This is a genomic window from Pedobacter lusitanus, from assembly GCF_040026395.1.
Lineage (GTDB): Bacteria > Bacteroidota > Bacteroidia > Sphingobacteriales > Sphingobacteriaceae > Pedobacter > Pedobacter lusitanus.
In genome coordinates this window covers 602,933-623,353 of sequence record NZ_CP157278.1, presented here as the reverse complement: position 1 = coordinate 623,353, position 20,421 = coordinate 602,933, and the positions used below count along the sequence as shown (strand labels likewise).

General features: G+C 38.2%; 22 protein-coding genes, 1 tRNA gene and 1 pseudogene. 13 read left to right on the top strand and 11 right to left on the bottom strand.

Going from position 1 to position 20,421, the window contains the following annotated elements:
• Positions 1 to 82: 82 nt before the first annotated feature.
• Positions 83 to 571 carry a cupin domain-containing protein gene (locus PL_RS02845; protein ID WP_041885972.1) on the bottom strand — a complete coding sequence of 163 codons (489 nt, stop codon included), beginning with the start codon at positions 569 to 571 and terminating at the stop codon, positions 83 to 85.
• Positions 572 to 870: 299 nt separating this feature from the next.
• Between PL_RS02845 and PL_RS02840 the strand changes: the two genes are divergently transcribed.
• Both PL_RS02840 and PL_RS02835 read left to right on the top strand, forming a co-directional pair.
• Positions 871 to 2,310, top strand: a complete 1,440-nt coding sequence (locus tag PL_RS02840; protein ID WP_052496562.1) for a sensor histidine kinase — start codon at positions 871 to 873, stop codon at positions 2,308 to 2,310.
• Positions 2,300 to 2,992 carry a response regulator transcription factor gene (locus PL_RS02835; RefSeq protein ID WP_041885975.1) on the top strand — a complete coding sequence of 231 codons (693 nt, stop codon included), beginning with the start codon at positions 2,300 to 2,302 and terminating at the stop codon, positions 2,990 to 2,992. The genes PL_RS02840 and PL_RS02835 overlap by 11 nt, the downstream gene beginning before the upstream one ends.
• Before the next feature lie 113 nt (positions 2,993 to 3,105).
• Here the strand turns inward: PL_RS02835 and PL_RS02830 are convergent, their stop codons facing one another.
• Positions 3,106 to 3,954: an endo alpha-1,4 polygalactosaminidase gene (locus tag PL_RS02830; protein WP_052496563.1), complete on the bottom strand. Its 849-nt coding sequence runs from the start codon at positions 3,952 to 3,954 to the stop codon at positions 3,106 to 3,108.
• Positions 3,955 to 4,083: 129 nt separating this feature from the next.
• Entirely contained in the window at positions 4,084 to 5,274 is a 1,191-nt protein-coding gene (locus PL_RS02825; RefSeq protein ID WP_082036033.1) for an alpha/beta hydrolase family protein, read from the bottom strand.
• Positions 5,275 to 5,383: 109 nt separating this feature from the next.
• On the opposite strand from PL_RS02825, the gene PL_RS02820 reads away from it, so the two are divergent.
• Both PL_RS02820 and PL_RS02815 read left to right on the top strand, forming a co-directional pair.
• Complete coding sequence (locus tag PL_RS02820; protein WP_200890802.1) at positions 5,384 to 6,331, top strand: helix-turn-helix transcriptional regulator; 948 nt, start codon at positions 5,384 to 5,386, stop codon at positions 6,329 to 6,331.
• Between the two features lie 80 nt (positions 6,332 to 6,411).
• Positions 6,412 to 7,575 (top strand): hypothetical protein, encoded by a 1,164-nt coding sequence (locus PL_RS02815; protein WP_041885978.1) that lies wholly within the window; start codon positions 6,412 to 6,414, stop codon positions 7,573 to 7,575.
• Positions 7,576 to 7,671: 96 nt separating this feature from the next.
• On the opposite strand, the gene PL_RS02810 is transcribed toward PL_RS02815, so the two are convergent.
• The 6 genes and pseudogenes from PL_RS02810 to PL_RS25985 all read right to left on the bottom strand — a co-directional run.
• The gene (locus tag PL_RS02810; protein WP_235324647.1) at positions 7,672 to 8,919 is read right to left on the bottom strand and encodes an epoxide hydrolase family protein; all 1,248 of its coding nucleotides are present in this window, start codon (positions 8,917 to 8,919) and stop codon (positions 7,672 to 7,674) included.
• A gap of 21 nt (positions 8,920 to 8,940) precedes the next feature.
• Positions 8,941 to 9,639 (bottom strand): alpha/beta fold hydrolase, encoded by a 699-nt coding sequence (locus tag PL_RS02805; protein ID WP_041885982.1) that lies wholly within the window; start codon positions 9,637 to 9,639, stop codon positions 8,941 to 8,943.
• Between the two features lie 55 nt (positions 9,640 to 9,694).
• A complete protein-coding gene (locus tag PL_RS02800; RefSeq protein WP_348620936.1) occupies positions 9,695 to 10,855 on the bottom strand; it encodes an MFS transporter in 1,161 nt (386 codons plus the stop codon).
• An 11-nt stretch (positions 10,856 to 10,866) separates the two neighbouring features.
• Complete coding sequence (locus PL_RS02795; RefSeq protein WP_052496564.1) at positions 10,867 to 11,670, bottom strand: MBL fold metallo-hydrolase; 804 nt, start codon at positions 11,668 to 11,670, stop codon at positions 10,867 to 10,869.
• Positions 11,671 to 11,804: 134 nt separating this feature from the next.
• Positions 11,805 to 12,386, bottom strand: a complete 582-nt coding sequence (locus tag PL_RS02790; RefSeq protein WP_160292157.1) for a helix-turn-helix domain-containing protein — start codon at positions 12,384 to 12,386, stop codon at positions 11,805 to 11,807.
• A gap of 489 nt (positions 12,387 to 12,875) precedes the next feature.
• Positions 12,876 to 13,307, bottom strand: a pseudogene (locus tag PL_RS25985) (cupin domain-containing protein); the annotation flags it as partial.
• Positions 13,308 to 13,688: 381 nt separating this feature from the next.
• Between PL_RS25985 and PL_RS02785 the strand changes: the two are divergent.
• The 7 genes from PL_RS02785 to PL_RS02755 all read left to right on the top strand — a co-directional run bounded on the left by PL_RS02785 (position 13,689) and on the right by PL_RS02755 (position 17,525).
• Entirely contained in the window at positions 13,689 to 14,660 is a 972-nt protein-coding gene (locus PL_RS02785) for a hypothetical protein (protein WP_041885990.1), read from the top strand.
• A 30-nt stretch (positions 14,661 to 14,690) separates the two neighbouring features.
• Positions 14,691 to 15,266: a suppressor of fused domain protein gene (locus PL_RS02780; protein ID WP_052496566.1), complete on the top strand. Its 576-nt coding sequence runs from the start codon at positions 14,691 to 14,693 to the stop codon at positions 15,264 to 15,266.
• A gap of 211 nt (positions 15,267 to 15,477) precedes the next feature.
• Complete coding sequence (locus tag PL_RS02775; RefSeq protein ID WP_052496567.1) at positions 15,478 to 15,801, top strand: hypothetical protein; 324 nt, start codon at positions 15,478 to 15,480, stop codon at positions 15,799 to 15,801.
• Between the two features lie 19 nt (positions 15,802 to 15,820).
• Positions 15,821 to 16,306 carry a hypothetical protein gene (locus PL_RS02770; RefSeq protein WP_152620385.1) on the top strand — a complete coding sequence of 162 codons (486 nt, stop codon included), beginning with the start codon at positions 15,821 to 15,823 and terminating at the stop codon, positions 16,304 to 16,306.
• Positions 16,307 to 16,444: 138 nt separating this feature from the next.
• On the top strand, positions 16,445 to 16,774 hold the full coding sequence (locus PL_RS02765) for a hypothetical protein (protein ID WP_152620386.1): 330 nt from the start codon (positions 16,445 to 16,447) through the stop codon (positions 16,772 to 16,774).
• 42 nt (positions 16,775 to 16,816) lie between these two features.
• On the top strand, positions 16,817 to 17,245 hold the full coding sequence (locus PL_RS02760; protein WP_041885995.1) for a DUF2251 domain-containing protein: 429 nt from the start codon (positions 16,817 to 16,819) through the stop codon (positions 17,243 to 17,245).
• Positions 17,235 to 17,525 carry a hypothetical protein gene (locus PL_RS02755; protein WP_041885997.1) on the top strand — a complete coding sequence of 97 codons (291 nt, stop codon included), beginning with the start codon at positions 17,235 to 17,237 and terminating at the stop codon, positions 17,523 to 17,525. The genes PL_RS02760 and PL_RS02755 overlap by 11 nt, the downstream gene beginning before the upstream one ends.
• A gap of 238 nt (positions 17,526 to 17,763) precedes the next feature.
• Here PL_RS02755 and PL_RS02750 read toward each other — a convergent pair.
• Positions 17,764 to 17,853, bottom strand: a tRNA-Ser gene (locus PL_RS02750).
• 300 nt (positions 17,854 to 18,153) lie between these two features.
• On the opposite strand from PL_RS02750, the gene PL_RS02745 reads away from it, so the two are divergent.
• Positions 18,154 to 19,056, top strand: coding sequence for a helix-turn-helix domain-containing protein (locus PL_RS02745; protein ID WP_041882104.1), 903 nt, complete (start codon positions 18,154 to 18,156; stop codon positions 19,054 to 19,056).
• A gap of 230 nt (positions 19,057 to 19,286) precedes the next feature.
• Here PL_RS02745 and PL_RS02740 read toward each other — a convergent pair whose 3' ends face one another.
• Positions 19,287 to 19,787 (bottom strand): DinB family protein, encoded by a 501-nt coding sequence (locus tag PL_RS02740; RefSeq protein ID WP_041882106.1) that lies wholly within the window; start codon positions 19,785 to 19,787, stop codon positions 19,287 to 19,289.
• 213 nt (positions 19,788 to 20,000) lie between these two features.
• On the opposite strand from PL_RS02740, the gene PL_RS02735 reads away from it, so the two are divergent.
• Complete coding sequence (locus PL_RS02735; RefSeq protein WP_041882108.1) at positions 20,001 to 20,366, top strand: hypothetical protein; 366 nt, start codon at positions 20,001 to 20,003, stop codon at positions 20,364 to 20,366.
• Positions 20,367 to 20,421 lie beyond the last annotated feature (55 nt).

Below are 20,421 nucleotides of genomic sequence, written 5' to 3'. Positions count from 1 at the left end.
TCTGTTCAGTTATACAGGAATTCTATTTGCTACTATGCGGAATTTCGCCTGCATAGTAGCAGATAAGCCACAATATTATGTTTTAAAACCGGCATAATTTCTCGATCAGATTTTTCTGAGCCGGGTAAACGCTGGTCAACGAACTTTTAGTTGCCATCTCGAACTCTGAAAAGTCGAAGCCAGGTGCGACTGCGCAGCTCACCAGCGCAAAGTCCGATTTTGATGAAACTTCTGCAGCAAACCAACAATCCGGCTCGATGAAAGCTTGCAGACTACCAGTTTCTGAGTCACTAAGTTCTATGCACTTGTAACTGCCATCTGTATCTAAAACGTGAATGATTATAGGCTGACCCACATGAAAGTACCACAGCTCATCAGACTTTAAACGATGAAAGCCTGAGAAATCATTGCCTTCAAGCAAATAATAAATTGATGTGCAGGCGCTTCTTAATTCACTTTCATGATCACGATGAACTTCGGCATGAGATCTGAAAATCTCTCTGTAATAACCACCTTCAGGATGTGGCTGAAGATCCAGGCGATCTATCCAGTAACCAGCTTTGTTTTTCATATATTGAATTTTTTATATTTGATTGGTATCTGTCTTGGGAAATATTATTGACTATTGTAAATAACGCATTTTTATCAGGAAAAATTACTCAGGTTGCTGTCCGGTTGTTTAGACCCTGACCAGAAATACTGTAGCGGACAACACATCATTCCATATCCGCAGAACCGGTTGCTAAAACTTCCTGTTTTTACACCAGCATGAATATATTGATCTTACGTAAAAGATAGTTAATAAGGTTAAATAGCGTTAAATCGGTTGTGATGGGTTGCTTGCAGGAAAAAAAAGCGGACATTTGACAAATGAAGCAGATGTCGGCAAAGTATGTTTATCCTTTAGTTGTTTTATCCATGCTGATCTGCGTTTTACTTCAGGTTGCATGGCTTAGCCAGTTATTTAAAGAAGAAAAGCGACGGACGATTGATGATATTGAAAATTTGATTAGTGCAGCATCCAGGAATAATATCTATGTCACTTTAGAAGCAAAATTTACAGGTAATGCAGCGTTAAATAAATTTTTTCTTTCCTCAGAATGGCTTGGAATCTGGCAGGGGTTCGAGGCCGCCAAAGATGACAGATTATACAAGTCATTTGATATCAATGCGCAACCTGACTCGATCGTACTGGACCTGCGTTTATTATTCTTAAAAGATGCTCCGGCGCATCGCCTGGCCCCCAGATATGGAATGGGATATTCTCTTCAGCAGATGAATACAATGGACAGTTTATCGCTGGTCAGCTTAAAACACTCAGTTATTAAAGAATTGAGTAAGCTGGGAATCCATTCCGGTTATTCTTTCCTGGTCCATTCTTATGGCAGGGATAATGCGCATTCAGATCCAGGGCTAACATCATCAGGATTTATAAGTAAAAGATACACCTATAATTTGATGCATCTCCATAATGTTCAGCTTGTTGTAGATTCGGTTACACAGGTGGTATGGTTTAAAATGGGCTATTTTTTATTATCCTCTGTTTTGATGATTGGTTTAACAGGAATTGCATTTTACTTTATATTTAAGTTGATGATCAGCCGCCGCTTATATGCCGATGCCCGGGTAGCTTTTATCAGCAACATGACTCACGAAATCAAAACCCCAATTGCTACAGTTGCTCTGGCACTGGAATCTATCAGTAAATATGAGCTTACAAAAGATCCTGCAAAATTGCAGCGCTATTTAAATATGGGCAGACAGGAATTACAAAGACTTACACAAATGGTAGAAAAGGTATTGAGTTTAAGCGCAGATGATGGTAAAATTATACTTAGCCCGGTTTTTTATGATGTTCAGTCAGGACTGTCGGATGTTATCCGCTCTATGGAATTACCACTATTAAATGCCGGTGCGGTTTGCAGGCTGATTGTATCTCCCGAACCCTGCTTTATTGAAGGAGATGCGCTGCATCTTACAGCTGTGTTTTATAATCTGATAGAAAATGCAATTAAATATGCAGTTAAGCCATTGGAATTGCTGATCACTTGTAAGCGCAACCGGGAATGGGTAACAATTAGTTTCAAAGATAATGGCCCTGGAATTCCGGAGATATATAAGGAAAAGATTTTTGACCGGTTTTTCAGAGTTCCGCAACCAGAAAATGTTCACCCGGTAAAAGGGTCGGGTCTGGGTTTAAATTATGTTATGAGTGTCATTAAAAGTCATGGGGGCACAATCACGGTAAACAGTGAGTATGGTGCAGGAAGTACATTTACAATTAAACTCGCCGCAAGTCATGAATTCTAAAATATTATACGTCGAGGACGAGCCATTCATAGCACAAATTGTTAGTGAAGGTCTTACTGACAGTGGTTATATCGTGAAAACTGTTGCTGACGGAAAGCTTGTGATAAAGGAATTTGAACAATTCAGACCTGATATCTGTGTGATGGACATTATGCTGCCCACTGTGGATGGTTATTCGTTAACGGCAGAAATACGTAAAATTGACGTTCATGTTCCAATCATATTTGTAAGCGCCAAATCACTGACAGAAGATGTGGTCAGAGGTTTTAAGACCGGGGGAAACGACTATCTTAAAAAACCATTCAGCATGGATGAACTGCTGGTACGGATTGAATCCTTATTATCCAGGTTTAACAGTTTATCAGGGTTTGGCACTAATGAGGAAGACGGAATATACGAATTTGCAAATTGCCGGTTTGACGCGGCACATCAGCAATTAATTACTCCTTTATCTACTTATCTTTTATCTTATAAGGAGGCCGCTTTACTCGAATTATTGCTCAATCGAAAAAATAATGTACTGGAGCGGCAGGAGGTACTGCTTAAAATCTGGAAAGATGACACCTATTATAACACCAGAAGTCTGGATGTTTTTATGGCACATCTGAGAAAGCTGCTAAGGGATGACCCGGATGTACAGATCATGAGTTTGCGTGGAGTGGGGTACAAGTTGTTTTGTTAAAGTTATCGATGCTTTTAAGCATTTACAAGTTATTGAAGGGCAGTTCCAGACCTTCTGCCAGCAAATTTAGTGAAGGTCTGGAATAAGATTTGGATTGCCCTTCTGTAAATAAATTAATTACAGCGATCTACCCATTGCGATAGATCCCGTTTTTTTAATATTGCAGTGTATTTCAACTGTTTGGCTGGAGGACAAACGCTGGTCTGAAATTTCGATTGGGACATTTTGTCGGTATATTCAACGGCAAAAACAGGCTTGTTTAATTTGATATAACCAGATAATTGATCTTGCCAGCCTTGAGCAAAAGCATCTTCTGTTAAGGCCCAGTCAAATTTGGAAGCATAATCTGCTGTTAATTCTTTAACATTTTTCTGTCCTATAGATAAGCCATTGCTATGCGCCAGATTAATAAGGTAATCTGCATATTTCTTTGTATCGGGTAACTGTATGTCAAAACCGGACTCATTATCATAACTGTCCATGTTATCTGGTTCAATACCGTCAAATCCCTTTTTTATTATCATATTGAATCTGGAGTTTAACCATGGTTTGAGTTTGTCTAGCTGAGTGATATCCAGCCATTTTTCTTTTGGCCATTCCCGGTATTGTTTTCCAATAAGCTCAGCAGGAATTAACGAAGCATCATTACGGTCATTCTCTATAGTGCCAACAGAGAGATAGGCAATTACCTTTTTCCCTTTGGCGTGCAAAGCCGCTACTGTCTCTGCACTGGTGGTAAATGCATCAACATCCACTACATCAGCTGAGAAATTTGCAGTGCTGCTGATATCATCAAGTTCCCAGTCAAAACTGACGCCGGCAACTGGTTGCCACCAGGTAGTTTTATTTCCAGCAGGTTGAGAGGTGTCATTCACAGACGTGTCAATGCTGATGTCTTTTTTGCATGCCACAAATGTGGTCATGAATGCGAATAATAATAAAGTTGATTTCTGATGATTCATTTGTGTATGATTAAAATATAGTGAAAAACGAGAAAATACATACGTATATTGTATTATATATGTTACGTTTTTGTCTGGGTAAAATGATTTTAAAAAGTTCCGGCCATTTTTACCTGGCTTTAACCAATTTCACAGAACCTCGCGTAGCCATGCATCGACCTCCTGAACTAACCGAAGCGGGTTGTTTCCCTGGCAATGCGCATCAGCACCTGATTCCGCATCAAGAATCACGAGACTTTTTTTGGCAGATGCGATATTGGTATGCCATTCCTCAGTCTGTTTCTTCCAGATACTTCCTTCCTGGTTGCCTAGCACGGAAAGAAAGGGGACATGTATGTTAAGCGGATTTACTACCACGCCATCCCAACGCTGTGCCATCTCTGAAAAGTCGGTCGCGCCAGCCTTCCACATTAGTACCTGAAGATTGTTTTTTCCTGCCTCAGATGCTTTAGTCTTGTCAGACTCTGCTTCCTGCTTTTCTACTCCTTTAAATAGTTCGATAGGGTTGGTAAGTACCGGAGTGGCTATAACCGCAGCGATCCGGGGTTCATACGCTGCTGCCCGGCTGGCGAAATAACCACCAAGACTCATGCCTAATAACGCCAGTCTTTGCGGTTCCACCCGGAAGCGGGTAATTAATTCATCGATTACCGCCGCGATCGGTAGCTCAGTCTCCGGTTCCCAGTAAAGTCCCTGCTCTTGTACGAGTCCCTGTCCTGGCAGGTCAACAAGTGCAACCGAATAGCCACGATTCAGGTAATAGCGACCTTGCGATAAGAACCTATCCTCATGGCAGGTATCAGCACCACCGATAACCAGAATTGTCGGCACTGTAGGGTCACTCGCCTGGAAGAAATGTCCCGGTAGCTCACCGCCTGCGTAAGGAATAGTAAATCGCGTAGCTGGAATTCCCAACTCCTCCAGAGCTTGATCAAAGTGCTTTTGACTGGTGCGGAACAATGCTGTGAAGCGTTTGCCGGGAACGACAAACTGCCATGCTGAACGGTAGCATGCGAATGCTTTTAACCGGGCTTCACCGGCAGCAAGCGTACACCCGCGTTTCAGCCAGATGTTGGCTTGTGCACTCAGGACTTCACCCTGATGCTCGAATGCACATGTCCACGATTCAGCATTACCGTCTTCAATTTGAGAGGCAATGTAAAAGGCTTCGCCGGCAGATAAGCCGCCAGCTGGTCCCCATCCTAATGCGCCCAGAAAAAAGAGATCCATATTAGGATCAGCAAAACGATAGCGTTGACTAAGGCGTTGTGTTGAATAATCTGCATCAGGGGCAGTATTTTTTAGATTCTGTGTATTCATCTGTCAGTATTTTATTTGATGTATGTTTTTAACCTTTTCGTTGATACAAAATTGATTGTATCTTTAGGATTAAAATAGCCGTTTAGCTAATAATAATAGTCCTGAAAATATGGAAACGGAGAAAGACATGAGTACCTTTTTGCAGTTCATGAATAAAATCGGGTATGATATTGGGAAAAAGGCAGAGAAAAACCTGGAAGTTCATTATCAGAGAACTTTCGATTTTATGCCCGAATTAGCTATGTTCATCACCGGTTATACAGTGAAGAAAACATTCTCGCGCCAAACACAGGCACCCCGGTTTATCAAAGACAGCATTTGTTTTTACTTTAAAAATATATTGCGGGATAATCAATCAACAGGTGCGGGAGGAGAGTCAAATACACAATCAGCACCTCCGTGCGTGCATGTATTTTCATCTTCGTATTCGTTTGAAAGTTATTTCGAAAAGGGTAATCAGGTAAATATTGTTACTATATTTCTTAGTGCGAGCTATCTGAAAAGCTTTTTAAAGAATGATATTGAACAGTTCGGATTTTTGTTTAACAACCGTCATGATTTTTTAATAGAAGAAATCATGACCGATGATATTGTACGCACGGTTAATGACTTCGTGAAAAAAGAGGAGCCCGGTGCTCTGATTGATTATCATTATAAGCTTAAAGCAATGGAATTACTTTTTCATTTGTTTATAAGTCTGAGTAAACGCGAAAGGCATGTCCATAACAGATTGAACGAAAACGATATAAAGTCCATTTATAAGGTGCGCAACAAACTAATTTCATCTTTGAGTAAACCCACTTCTGTTTTAGAATTAAAACTTATTGCCGGAATGAACGAATTGAAAATGCGCAATATTTTTACGCAGGTATTTGGCATGGGCATTTATGATTATTACCAGTACAGGAGAATGAAAGAAGCTACCCGGCTTCTCCGGGAAGAAAGATTTTCGGTTTCAGAAGTTGGTTACCAATTGGGATTTGAAAATCTAAGTCACTTTTCCAGAGTTTTCGAGAAGCATATCGGCATAAAGCCTAAAAAATATTCCATGCTTTAGAAACGAGGATTTATTATTCATGTTCCTACCTGTTTGATCTGGATTAGCTGTCTTACTTATGTAAAACTAACTACTTATCTATGAAAAAACCTATCTTAAAATCGCCATTCAGTAAACTATTCGCTGTTTTATTTTTTACAGCCATTTATTCCTGTAAAAAATCTTCTATCCCAGAGCCTCAGATTAATCAGCTGTCAGTAAAAACGGCCTCTGACCAGCTTACAAACCCGGTATGTATAAACCTTTTTCCCGGTCAGTCTAAAGCAGGCTATAGTAGAAGAATCTATCTTCCTGTTATGCAGGTAGGGTCAAGTGATGTTAAACTTAAAATGATGTTCGATACCGGGTCAGAGGGTATCGTACTGCAAGCTAAATCTATATTGGCACCTGCTCTGATAGCCGATACCGGAATCGTTATCACTGATAAAGATTCTTTAGTTTCAAATGGAATTACAGTGACCAGAACGAAACTTAGTGCCAGTTATGGTAAAGATAACGCACGTACATTTTATGGAAATATTGCTTATGCAACTTTTAAAATAGGTGATGATTCAGGGGCTGTCAAGACACAGCGAATGCCTTTCTTACTGATTTATAAAGGTGTTGATAATAAGTCACTTGCGGTTATACCTGTAGATCCGCAGGCAGATGGGATAGCAGGTGTATATTCTTCGGGTACCCCTTTAAAAGGGCTGGTAACCAAACGTTCAGATCTCAAAGGTCCGTTTAGTTATCTCAACCTTATTGAAGGTCTTCATGCGGGATTTAAATTGTCACAGCTTAGCTTGGTTGACTGGGATAAGGTAACTTCATATACGGATTCGCCGGGACAGTCTTTACTCAGTGTGGGTATAAATGATCAATCAAGAGTGGGATTTGTATTTCAGGCGCAAAGCTTAAAAACAAGCGGTTCATTTAGTCCTAACCTGGCAGCTATGGTGAGTCTTGATGGTAAGCCAGCAGTAGCAAAATCGATCTTATTGGATACCGGTACTTCTAATGACAATACAATTTATACAGATGTTGCCAGTGAAACAACGATGGATACTGGTACGACGGTGAGTTTTAGCACTGCTCAGGGATATACTTATAGTTATATTAATGACATGAAGCGTAATGTGACTAAACTTCATCCGCTAGTATCCAATCCTTCAAGAGATGGAATTTATAGTATTAATTTCTTCTATAAAAACTCTTATCTACTGGATTTTAATACACATGAAATAGGGGTGAAAGCTGAATAATTAACTTTTTGTACGATTTATGGAGACGCCTTAGTTGCGTTGGTTTAGTAACTAAAGCGTCTAAATATTTAAGCAATCTGCTTTTTACATTATTCTTTATTTCAATCCTGAGAAGAAATTTATAATATCTTTTGAAAGTAATTCTGGCCGTTCCACTGCAGCAAAGTGCCCGCCGGCAGGCATTGTTGTCCAGTGGCGGATATTAAAACCCCTTTCAATATATGACCGGGGAGGAGTGGGCAATTCTTTTGGAAATTTAGCAAAGCCAACCGGGACTGTTACTTGCTCATTATTTTTAAATACCAATGGTTTTTTACTGTTTTCATTATAAATTCGCATAGAGGAATGTATCGTTTGCGTTATCCAGTATAAGGTGATATTGGCAAGTAGCTCATCTTTGGTAAAACTATTTTCAATATTTCCGTTATTATCACTCCAGCCCTTGAATTTTTCAACAATCCATGCACATAGTCCAACAGGAGAATCATTTAGCCCATATGCAGCTGTCAGTGGTTTCGTAGCATGTATATAAGCATATGCACCTTCCCTGGCAGACCACTCCGCTGCAGTTTTCTGAAAAGCTAATACTTCCTCAGAAAGTTGTTCGCCATCCGCTATATAGGGTTTATAAGAACCAGAGATATAATTGAGATGCAAACCAATAATATTAGATGGATATTTTAAAGACAACCATGTGCTGATTCCAGAGCCTATATCACCACCTTGTGCTCCATAACGTTGATACCCAAGTTCCGTCATTAACTGATGCCAAATGTCGGCAACAAATTCACTGTTGCAACCGGGATGAATAATTTTATCAGAAAAGCCAAATCCTGGAATGGACGGGATAACCAGGTCAAAAGAAAAGTGAGGGTCTTCGGTCAATAGGGGGATAAGTTTCATCATTTCCAGAAATGATCCTGGCCATCCATGGGTAATTATCAATGGTACTGATCGCTTGCCCTTTCCTTTGACATGCATAAAATGAATCTTGTGCCCATCAATATCAGCCATGAAATTTGGATAAGAATTGATTTCAGCTTCAACTTTTCGCCAGTCAAATGTTTTCTGCCAGTACTTTGTCAATTCTTTCATATAAGAAAGATCAGTACCATAATTCCAATCGGATCCTGTTATCTGATCTGGCCATCGGGTTAGATTTAATCTTAATTTTAGATCATCCAGAACTTGTTGTGGAACATAGACTGAAAATGGTTTAATTCTATTGGTTGCTGTTGACATCTCTATAAATGAATGATTTATTTTTTTTATGGAAGGTAATGAAATACCGATTAAGGCTAAGCCGCCCTTCCTAATTAATTCTCGTCTGGTTAGTTGATTCATTGTCATAAATTCAATCAGGATTTATTCGGATGATTTTGCAGCTTCAAGAATCAACCGGGCTACCTCCTGAGGTTTGGAAACTAATGAAAAATGACTGGCTTCTAAATAAATTATTTTTTCAGGTTTCATTCTTTCTGCCATTTCTCTCTGTGTTTCTGGCAAAATCATCTGATCATTTAAAGACACCTGATACCAGGTTGGTTTATTCCTCCAGGCAGGATCGCCCATGATTCCGCCAAAACATTTACTGTGGATTGGTTTTTGCGCCAGCGATGCCACTAAGGCATCAGCTTCATTTACATCATGACAAAAATTTTTGTGGTGTTCATCATATTTAATCCACAGAAAGCCTTTGCTATCCGGATATATACTTGTTCTTCCAGCTGGCTGCTTTATCTTTTCTGCAGATATACTTCCTAAACTCTCCCCTTTATCGGGTGCAAATGCTGCAACGTAAACCAGACCTACTACCTTACCATTATTTCCGGCACCAGAAATTACTGCCCCGCCATAAGAATGACCCACTAACAAAACCTTGCCATCTTGCGCATCAATTAAATCGTTTGTTTTTTGGATATCGTCCTCTAAAGAGGTTAGGGGATTTTGGACACTCCTGACTTTATATCCTTCCTGGTGTAACAGCGGAATAATGTATCTCCAATTAGAACCATCCGACCAGGCCCCATGTACTAATATAATGGTTAAATCTTTTGTTTTCATTTTTCGATTATTTTAAAAGTTCAAAATTTTGATCAATTAGTTATTTTGTTTTTTATTAAATTTTTCGGCCTGGGAAAGCAAACCTACGCCCCATAACCACCAGTGAAATCACGATAGCCATCAATAGAAAACTTGTCCAGGATATTGCACAAGGACCTGTATAATCTAAAATCAGCCCACCGATAAATGCTCCGGAAAAAACCCCTATATTATAAACAGTAACAGTTATGGAGCTTCCTATTTCAGGAAGGCCCTTAGTAGCATTGATAGTTGCGGTCTGCAATAGCGAGGGTAGGCCTCCGAAGGAAATGCCCCAGAATACGATACACGTATAGAAAACAAAATAAAAATGGCCTGCCAAAGAAACGATGAATAATGCGCTCGCTCCGAGAAGCATGGATAATAGTAATGCTGATCTCATATGCGTATCAATAAACCTCGCAGTAAGGAGAATTCCCAATACTGCCCCTATACCGAATAATCCCAAAGCAAAACCTGTATTATCTTTAATTCCATTAGTGACCATAATTGGTGAAAGATAAGTGTAGGCTACATATGTCGCAAGTGAGGCTGTAAATGTCGTGATCATAACCAGAAACACACCTGGGATCTTAAATAGGTTAACTGGTATACTCATCTTCTTTTCATCAGCATTAAGGCCTGGAATTTTCCATGCTATCCACACAATGAGTATAAATATCAATGCAGACAAGGTCGCAAAAGTGCCTCGCCATCCGATGATCTGACCTAAAAAAGCTCCTATGGGCAATCCAACGGAAAGCGCTATTGTACTACCGGCCATTACCATTGATATGGCCTTCCCTGTATTCTTTCCATTTACCAATCTCGCCGCATAACCAGCCAGGAGTGGCCATAGGATACCGCCAAAACCTCCTGCCAGTATTCGCATAGCCACGGTAAGCCAGTAGTTTTGTGAAAAAGCTGTAATAATATTTGATAAAAAAAAGCAAAAAATAACAGTCATCAGCAAAGGCTTACGGGAAAAGCCGCTTGTTAATGCAGTGGCGGGAAAAGCTGTTAAAACTGTACCTAACGCATAATATGAAACCAGTCTTCCGATGCTTGATTCACGAACTTGCAGATCATGCGCCATACCAAGCAGTACTCCTGCAGGTAGAAGTTCTGTTATGATAGCCGAAAAAGCAACCATTGTAAAGGCTAGTAGTGCAAAAAAAGGAAATTTTTCTTTTGACATTTTGTTAGTTATTACCACAATTGAAACCAATGACCAGGTTCTTTAATCATTATACCTACATCTAAATCTGTTACGCTGGCACGCAATCGCTCTACTGGATTTGGAGTCTCGATATAGACAGGTGGTTTATGCAGGGTATTATAATGTATTGGAACCACAAAGTCAGCCTTAAGGATATTTGCAGCTACAGCAGCCTGCTCCGGAGTCATTACAGCCTCAATGGAACTCATTGGCCTAAGCGGTGGAAAATCTACAACTGGTGCATTTATTGGCAAGAATACAACATTGAAGGGACCAAATCTGTGAAAAATCCTCCACCACAAACCATGATACAAGGTATCTCCTGCATGAAAGATTCTAAACCCTCCGCATTCTACAACCCAGCTAAGCTGGGGATCACCGAATCCATCAACAGCAGGCACTGAAAAAATCCGAAACGGACCGACCTTTCTTTCTTCCCACTCCGCAACTATTTCAGTTCTGAGCTTGTACTTTTTGAATTCGATCTCCGCATGTTTTGTCAGTGCCATATCCGCATCGTTGCCCATGGCCGTAATCGGCCTAAAAACCGGGGCATCTTTGCTGAGTGCCACATTTAATGCTCCAGGGTCTGCGTGATCATTGTGTAAATGCGTTAATAATGCGACTGAAGCTCCGCCTGTTTTAGAAGATACTGGAAACCGCTCATTAACACTACGCATCACCGCCAACTGTGAAATCTCCTGAACATAATCTATCAAAAGCGTTTCTCCTGCGCATTCAATTTCAAGCCCGGCCCAACCCAGCCTTCTCATCCTAACTTTTTCTTTACTCATAATTTTTTCTCTTCTTTTATTGACTAGCCAAATGTGCAAGTAAAAAAGAGACCATTGATAGGCAGATATTCCTTAAGAGTTAGCAATTCTTCCTGCGCTGGATAAATGGAAATAATATAGAAATTTAAGAGGGATTACTTGTGCTGCGACGTGAATTTATCGCGATATTGAACGGGAGATATACCTTCTCTCTTGCGAAAAAACCGACTAAATGTCTGAATATCATTATAACCCAATTGATGGGCAATTTCCTTGATTGAGCAATTACCGTAATGAATCTGCCTTCTGGCATGAATCATAATCCTGTCATGAATAATTTCACGTGGACTACGGTTTAAAATAGTAGAAAATAAATTAGCCAATGTCTTTGGTGACTTGTTTAATTTTGACGCATAAAACGCAACGTCATGATGTTTGAGGAAGTAGGAATCGACCAGATAATTAAATTCCCTGACGATATCCAGCTGTTTTTTCTCTAAGTCTTGCAAATAGGTGGATTTACTTAAAATTCTGACAGAGAGAATTAGCATTCTCTTAAGCATAGTTTCCAACATTTCTTTCTTCAGAAGACTTTCGTTATGCATTTCTTTACAGAAAATTTTCCATGAGATTTCAAAATCATCGGCTTCACTTTCATTTAAAACCAGCCTTGGAACATGTGTTGCACTATAAAACAGCAAGCCTTTGCTTCCTACCTGACTATCTTGATCAATCATGCAAAAAAAGGATTTATTGAACCGAATCATTCGGGCACTACAGAGTCTTACCTCATCGATTTTGTGAAATTCGGTTAAAAAGATAATCTCATTTCTTGAAAGTTGATAGGGAACCTTATCAATGGTTATTGCTAAATTGTCTGCCGTATTCCAGATAAAAGTCTTGTCCATTTTCCGAGCATGAAAAACACTGTCCTGATTTTCACTATCAAGTTCAGTAAGGCAGAGAAAATCCTTCGAGTCGTTTTCGAAAACCATGGTTACAAATATAACTCCGTTTTTGAAACCGTCACGTATCCTGATATCGTTTATTAGTTTTTATTCTTTTTATATAATTAATAGGGAGGGATGTTTTGTGATTATTGACTCACCAATCTTAATTTCTTTTTAGCTGCAAATGCTATAGACTATTCAGTTATACAGGAAATTCTATTTGCTACTATGCGGAATTTCGTCTGCATAGTAGCAGATAAGCCACAATATTATGTTTTAAAACCGGCATAATTTCTCGATCAGATTTTTCTGAGCCGGGTAAACGCTGGTCAACGAACTTTTAGTTGCCATCTCGAACTCTGAAAAGTCGAAGCCTGGTGCGACTGCACAGCTCACCAACGCAAAATCCGATTTTGATGAAACCTCTGCAGTAAACCAACAATTCGGTTCGATGAAAGCCTGCATATTACCAGTTTCTGAGTCATTGAGTTCTATACACTTGTAACTCCCATCTGTATCTAAAACGTTAATATTTATAGGCTGACCCACATGAAAGTACCAAAGCTTGTCAGACTTTAACCGATGAAAGCTAGAGAAATCATTGCCTTCAAGCAAATAATAAATGGATGTGCAGGAGCTTCTAAATTCACTTTCATAATCACGATGAACTCTGGCACGAGATCTGAAAATCTCTCTGTAATAACCACCTTCGGGATGTGGCTAAAGATCCAGGCGTTCTATCCAGTACTCAGCTTTGTTTTTCATATATTGAATTTTTTATAGTTGATGGGTATCTTTCTTGAAAAATATTATTGATAATTCTAAATAACGCATTCTTATCAGGGATAAATTACTCAGGTGGCTGTCCGGTTGTTTACACCTTGACCAGAAATAAAGGGTGAGTAAAATGCTGATGATAGAGGATCACCAAACCAAACTCATTTGCAAAATTCTTTGTTACCTTTACAAAAGGTATATGTAATATTAAACAGCCGAAGTATTCAGAATAGTATATGCTGAGGAATAGTGAGACTGTCAAAGTCGAAAGAATCCAGATTATTTGTTTATTGACGGAATAAAATTGATCCAATGTTTAAAAATCTGTTCTTCCTTTTAATATTTATGTGCTTGTTTTCCTGTAATTATCCAGGGAAAGGAAGTCTGGGTGGATGGTCTTATTTTACGTTCCCAATACAGAAGAATAAATTTAAACTAGCTGTAGATAGCTTTAGAAAGGCACACCCGGAAAATGTAATTCCTGAGAAATGGCAATATGATTCAGATTATTGGCAGAAAGGTACAGGCGCTTTAGAAGGAGACGTTTTATATCTGAATAAAGGTCGGGAGGAAATGTATTTTTTCTCTTATATGCCAAGAGTTGAAGATCAAAATGGAGTTTCAACTAGAATTGCTCTAAGATCAGTTTTTAAAAATGGGAAGTGGTCCAGAAAAGTAGAATTAGACGAAGTAGAGCAGAAAATAATTTCTAAACGATTTCATGAAGAGATTATATCAGAGCTGGAATCAATTACTAAAACTAAGTCCAAATCGGAACATGAAATATATGAACAGTCTGAAAACGATTATGAACATTCTGGCAAAAGGTCAAACCTTGTCCTGGTGATTGATTCAACTAAATATTCGGCTGTAAAAAAAGTATTAAGTCTTAGAGAAAAATCAGATAGTGCTGCTACAGTACTTATGAATGGAAAGTTTGATGTTCCTGCTGTTCTTAAATTAGAAGAGATATGTGCTAAAGTGAAGACAGATGATTTTACTATGCAATCTTTTACTACGACTGTTGAAGATCTGTTTTACAGCCACATGGCCAGTTTTACTAATTATTATATGGCAAATCCAAATTCATGTTTGAGAGGAAAACTGAAACTAAGTATGGAGGAATATATGTCTGCATATGCACCGAAAGATAGAATGAAAAAACATCTGGAGAAAAATAAACGAATTTTGAAAAAAGCTGAACTGGAGAATTTTTCTCCAAAACAAATTAGCTTTCTGCATGCATTGTTTGATAATATTAAGCTTCGGGTAGACAACTTTTAACAATCTTAGATTATAATAAATTCAGATAATTTGAAAACATATATTACAGAACTAGTTGATCATTATGTACGTTATTTTGGTGTATCTGGTAAAAGTTTAAAACTTGGGAAAGGACCAGAGGATAAATTGCATCCAGATTTTTTTATTTTAGAATTTCCTCCCAATAAAAAGCATGCTATGGTTTGTTATTGTACGGTAGGTATGTCTGAAGACCGTTTGGATGATAATTTAATAGAGTTGTTTGTTTACTCGCCTAAAGCAGACGAGAGCTTGGTCGAGCTTTTGACTGTCTGTGCCTCATATCATAGAAACAGATTGCCACTGAACATAAATCATACGGTTAATATTGGGCAGCCTTGGTTAGACAATTCAAAATGTGACTACGGCTTTATCTCTACTCCATATCTTGATGGTCCTAAACTAGAGTTGTTTGAATATGATGGTAAGGAGATTGAGTGTTGTTGGTTTATTCCTATCACACAGAAGGAAAGAGATTTTAAGATTGAACATGGAGTAGAGCAATTGGAACAGTTGTTTGAAGATAAGCAATTGGATTATTTAAATCCAGAGCGCAATTGTCTAATTGGCGAGAATGCCGTTCAATAAAAACAACAACCTGATGACACTAAAAAAGACAATCTGCTAAAGTTAGAGCAGTGCAAAATAATATATCATTGCCTTTAATTTTTATGGTAAATAGGAATCTTTTAACAAGTGAAAAAGAGCTAAAGAAAATAGGCTTAAAAGTTTCCGGAAGTCCGCGGAATATAGACAAAGTAATGAATATATATTATTGTAACAGTTTATCACTTTTAGCATGTGGACACCAATTTCATTAAAAGAACTTGAAGAATGGCTTTCACGTGGTGAATTGAAACTTGAAGGTGCATTATTGAACTTCTGGAAGCTGATTAAAATTCAACCACAAAAGTGGCAGGAAACATCATATGGAGACGAGGGCGGTGGATTTTGGGTTGTTGCCATTTTCGGTAATTCTGTTATTTTCTACAATGATATCGAGGATGGATTTAATATCTCATCATACGAGACTTATGGGCGGATTAGCGAATATGCATGTGAGCAAAGCGAGCTTAATTGGATATTAGAGCGACTTTATAATGAAGTGAAACTTGATAAATAGGCCATAAGTAAAGATCCAAATGCAAACAAGTGATTTAACGAGTAAAATGTTGGCTTATCAGCACCTCAAAGATTTTAACATCGATCATGCTGTCGATTGGGCACTCGAAATGCTATTGAAAGGCTATGAAACCCCCTCGTTGCTAATCTTATCAGGAATATCAAAGCCAACAAGTTTCTTTGAAGCAGAAAAATATCTTTTAAATTCACTAAAAGAGCTCGGAATCGCAGTGCCTGAAAAACAAGAAGCAATAATTGGATATTGTAGAAATTTCATTGAAAAAATTGCAAAATCGGCTGATGTTAAGACTAATCTGGAAGCATTGTATTCTACAGGTCTAGCTTTTGATTATGAAAAACCAATCTTCGAATTTTATCTATTTTACTGGGCATGGTGCGATTTAGATTACGGTGAGAGTTATCAAAATTATGTTCCAGAAGCTACCAGAGACAACATAGAAGAATTAGTAACCAAGAAAGCAATTGAGTGGATGAAGAACAATTAATTATATTTTGATTAAGTAACTTAAGATAAATCACCACTAATGAGTATAAGAAAAAAACATGACTGGTTCAGAATTTACAATATTATTTAAAAGTAAAATTGACAAATCTAGTTCAGATGTGCTTGTCGATTTCAGTTTATGGATATTTACAAGCGACTATTGTCAGATTATGTGTCATTTTCAGAAAATCGCAGTTGGGGAGATGTAGGAGTATTAAAAGATTCTATTAGTTTCTGTAGAAATGAATTTGGCGATTTCGATAGCAGTTACGCATTGAATGCTTCCGCTGTGGTTTATGAATTACTTGAATATCTATTGGATAAAGATATCAGTCATATCTACAATATTAGCACCTATGTGACCGATACAATAGACTTCAAACTTGGTGAAGCTGATCCAAGTTTAACAAATGAGGAGCTGGAAAATCATCCGGATATAATTATGAACGGAAATATCAACTTGGATTGACTGTATAATTTTAAGACGCCAAAGAGGGTTAATCGCTAATTTATGATGGACAAGACATTACTAGTAATTTACGAAAAGCAGACATTTCATGTCGGTCAAGATACTTTTATTGAAAGTACTGTGGAAAATGATAATGCTGTTGTATTTGAAGATAATTGTGAAACAGGCTATTTTTATGCAGTTGATAGAAGTAATAACGGTTTGAAAGTTTTGGACGGACTTCATATTTACAATGTTGCCAATGTAACTGATAGGCATAAACCATCGACAGTTAAAATATTATGGAACGAAAAATTATCAAAAGCTTTTCTTTCCATAAATGACTATTACCATGCTGTGTTTGACTTTCAGAATCATGCGGGATATTGCAGAAATGGCTTCCCTGAAACAAACAACTCATGGTCAGATATAAAAGAGAGAAAACTAACCGATTCTTTACTTGAAGAACTATACAGAAATAATGATAGATGATCAGATATTAGAATTGGGGATTGATGACAAAAAAAGACTATATATCAAGCCTGTCACAGAGCGTTTTGTTCTTATCTACAGGACAGCGACAGAAGTGCATTGGGATGATAAGGGACTTTTTCTTTATTCACCAGAACCAAGAGGATGGACATATTTTGACTGGTACAGGCATATAATTGAAGTTGTTAAAAATGAATGTGATTGTAAACTAATTCTGTCTGAGCAAACAGTATGGACAAATATTGCTAATGATCTAAGAAAAGAAATTGAAAATTGTTAATAAAAATATCAAGGTGTAATATTAGAGTAGATTTTTCAATAAAGCTTACCGTAATTTAACTAATCCTTCAGTGGGGATTAGCTCGTTACTCTCGCTGATCCCTTTTGGGGGAGGCTTCAGGCAAAAATGCTGTCGCTGCGCTCCTGGCAATTTTTTGTTTTAAATCTGGCCTGTGAGCTGAAGAGCTCAGGCCGATTTAAAACAAAAAATGCCACCCCTTTGGGGTAGCATTTTTGCCTGGCGGAGAGTGGGGGATTCGAACCCGCGGATCCTTTGACAGATCAACAGTTTTCAAGACTGCCTCAATCGACCACTCTGACAACTCTCCGTCACAAAAGTACAAAAAAGCACCATTTCTGCAAACAATAACCTGAGCTAATTGTTTAACAACCTCATTATGAATTATAAAAAATGCTTTTAACCGTATAAAAACCCATTTTTTTTCTTTTAAAAGATGATACCCCCCCGGAAGACCTCGTGTTTTTGCAATTCAACTTATCCTGCATCTTAAAATCTTAATAAAATCCCACTCTAATTGTTTGAATTTTGCAATTAACAGTTTGATTAGCGCAATTTCTCTAAACCATTATCCCGCTATATTTGTTTATTATTTGCTTAAATTCATATCATGGATAAGACACAAACATTAGAACATTTTTATCAGACAAAGTTTAATAGTGTTCCACAGACTCTGCAAAACAGCGTAGGTCATTTTAATGTTTTCCGAATAGAAGATTTCCACAAACCCAGTAATGCACCTGTTACCTACAGCCGCAGAGATTTTTATAAAGTCAGCCTTGTACGCGGAGAGTATTTGTACCACTACGCGGATAAAAGTATAATCATTAAAGGTACTACGCTAATATTTTTCAACCCGAATGTTCCTTATACTGTTCAGGCGCTTTCTGACGATACAACAGGATACTTCTGCATCTTCACTGAATCTTTCTTCACTGAAAAAATCAGGGGGAGCCTGAATGAACTGCCTATGTTTCATATAGGAGGGAAGCCTGCCTACTTTTTAGATGATACACAAGAACAGTTTGTAGCTGGCATCTTTGAAAAAATGCTGGAAGAAATCAACTCTGATTATGTGTTCAAATATGATCTGCTACGCAATTATGTTACTGAATTAACTCATTATGCACTGAAATCAGAACCTTCGGAGAATTTATATCAGCATCCAAATGCACAATCCAGAATCACTGCTGTTTTTACGGAGCTATTAGAGCGTCAGTTTCCTATTGAAACACCTTCTCAGAGATTTGCACTTCGCTCGGCTAAAGACTTCGCAGAAAAGCTCGCAGTGCACGTAAATCACTTAAACAGGTCTATCAAGGTTACTACTGGTAAAACAACAACAGATCTGATCTCTGAGCGTGTACTGACAGAAGCCAAGTCTTTACTGAAACACACAGACTGGAATATTTCTGAAATTGGCTACTGCCTGGGTTTTGAAGAAGCAGCGCATTTTAATAACTTTTTCAAGAAACAGACCGCCTACACACCAGGTCACTTTAGGAATGTTTGATTTTAACAATATCTAAAAGGATTTGATAATTGACACCCAAAGCTGAAATCAGGCTGGCAACAGGCATATCTGTTTTTCCAGGTAATTTTGGCCTTCTTTATATCGGAACGGAATAAAAAAAACGAATTAGTGGATTGCTGCTGCAAGCTAAAGCAAAAGGCCCGGACAATTGACATGTTCAGGCCTTTTACAGGGAAATAAGAAAGTTCTTGACAAGGGTAGTCTGTCGTTTATTCCATTGCAGGTACACCCATGTTTACCCATTCTTCTTTAGCCGGGCCATATACTCCGGGAACAGGTAAACCTACCATACGCATAATTACCGTCATCTGGCCACGGTGATGTGTCTGATGGGCAACAAATACAGACAATACCTGGCCCTTAGTCCAAACCTGTCCATACATATCCACTTTATCACTTAAAGTAGAGTCAGTCCATTTAGATTTTACTCTTTTTAGCAGAATGGTGTTGTATTCCTGGTAAATCTTAATAATTTCTTCAAAGCGCTCTGGTATTGGCAGTCCATTAAGCGGGCTTTCGGTCATCAGGCCAGCATGTGATCCCATTTCAGGAATAGTTTGGGTAATGTGCCAGGCTAATCTGTCAAGAGCTCTTACATTTTCGTGGATTTTGATGGATTTAGTTTCATCCGTAATGTTTCGGAATATTTGAAGTGTACTACTCTCTTCGTTCTTCCAGTCATTTTCGAAATCTTCAATACTACGGTACATAGGGGTAAGGTTTAAAATTTAATGTTTTTCAATTTGTTTATCGGGTGGTAAATCCCAGTAAATACGGCTTGAGTTTAGGCGGTAACAAGATAGCAAAAATTGAATTTTATCATATACTAAACAGGAATAATAAAAAAAAGACAAATTATTTTGTGAATTTATTTGTATCAAGTCTAAATAATGTGAATCTTTGCATTATAATAATACATGTTAATGCAAAACATAACCGTAGCACCTTCAGTTGATTTATTAGAAGTATTCCAAACCAGGAATGGGTCTGTTTTTCAGTCGGACTCTCAGAATTGCTGGTATGTTAATTTCGCAGGACATCATAATCGTTTCGACTACCGTTCGATTATGAAACTCAGAAAAGCCATTTACGGTATCGATATTGAGGCTTTATTACTGAGCTCTGATAAAGCACCTGATCTGGAGATCGTTTTTATCTGCGCCTGTGATCATTGTTATGTATTAACCTTATTAGAAATCATTGCCTTCAAAGAACTCATAGAAGGTACCTTTGTCATGCTGGAACTCAACCGTATTTTACACGACAGAATTTATCGCCTGATGGCCTAATCTTTCTTTAGACTTAGAATCTTTCCATATTTCTCTTAAATGCAATAAAGTTGAT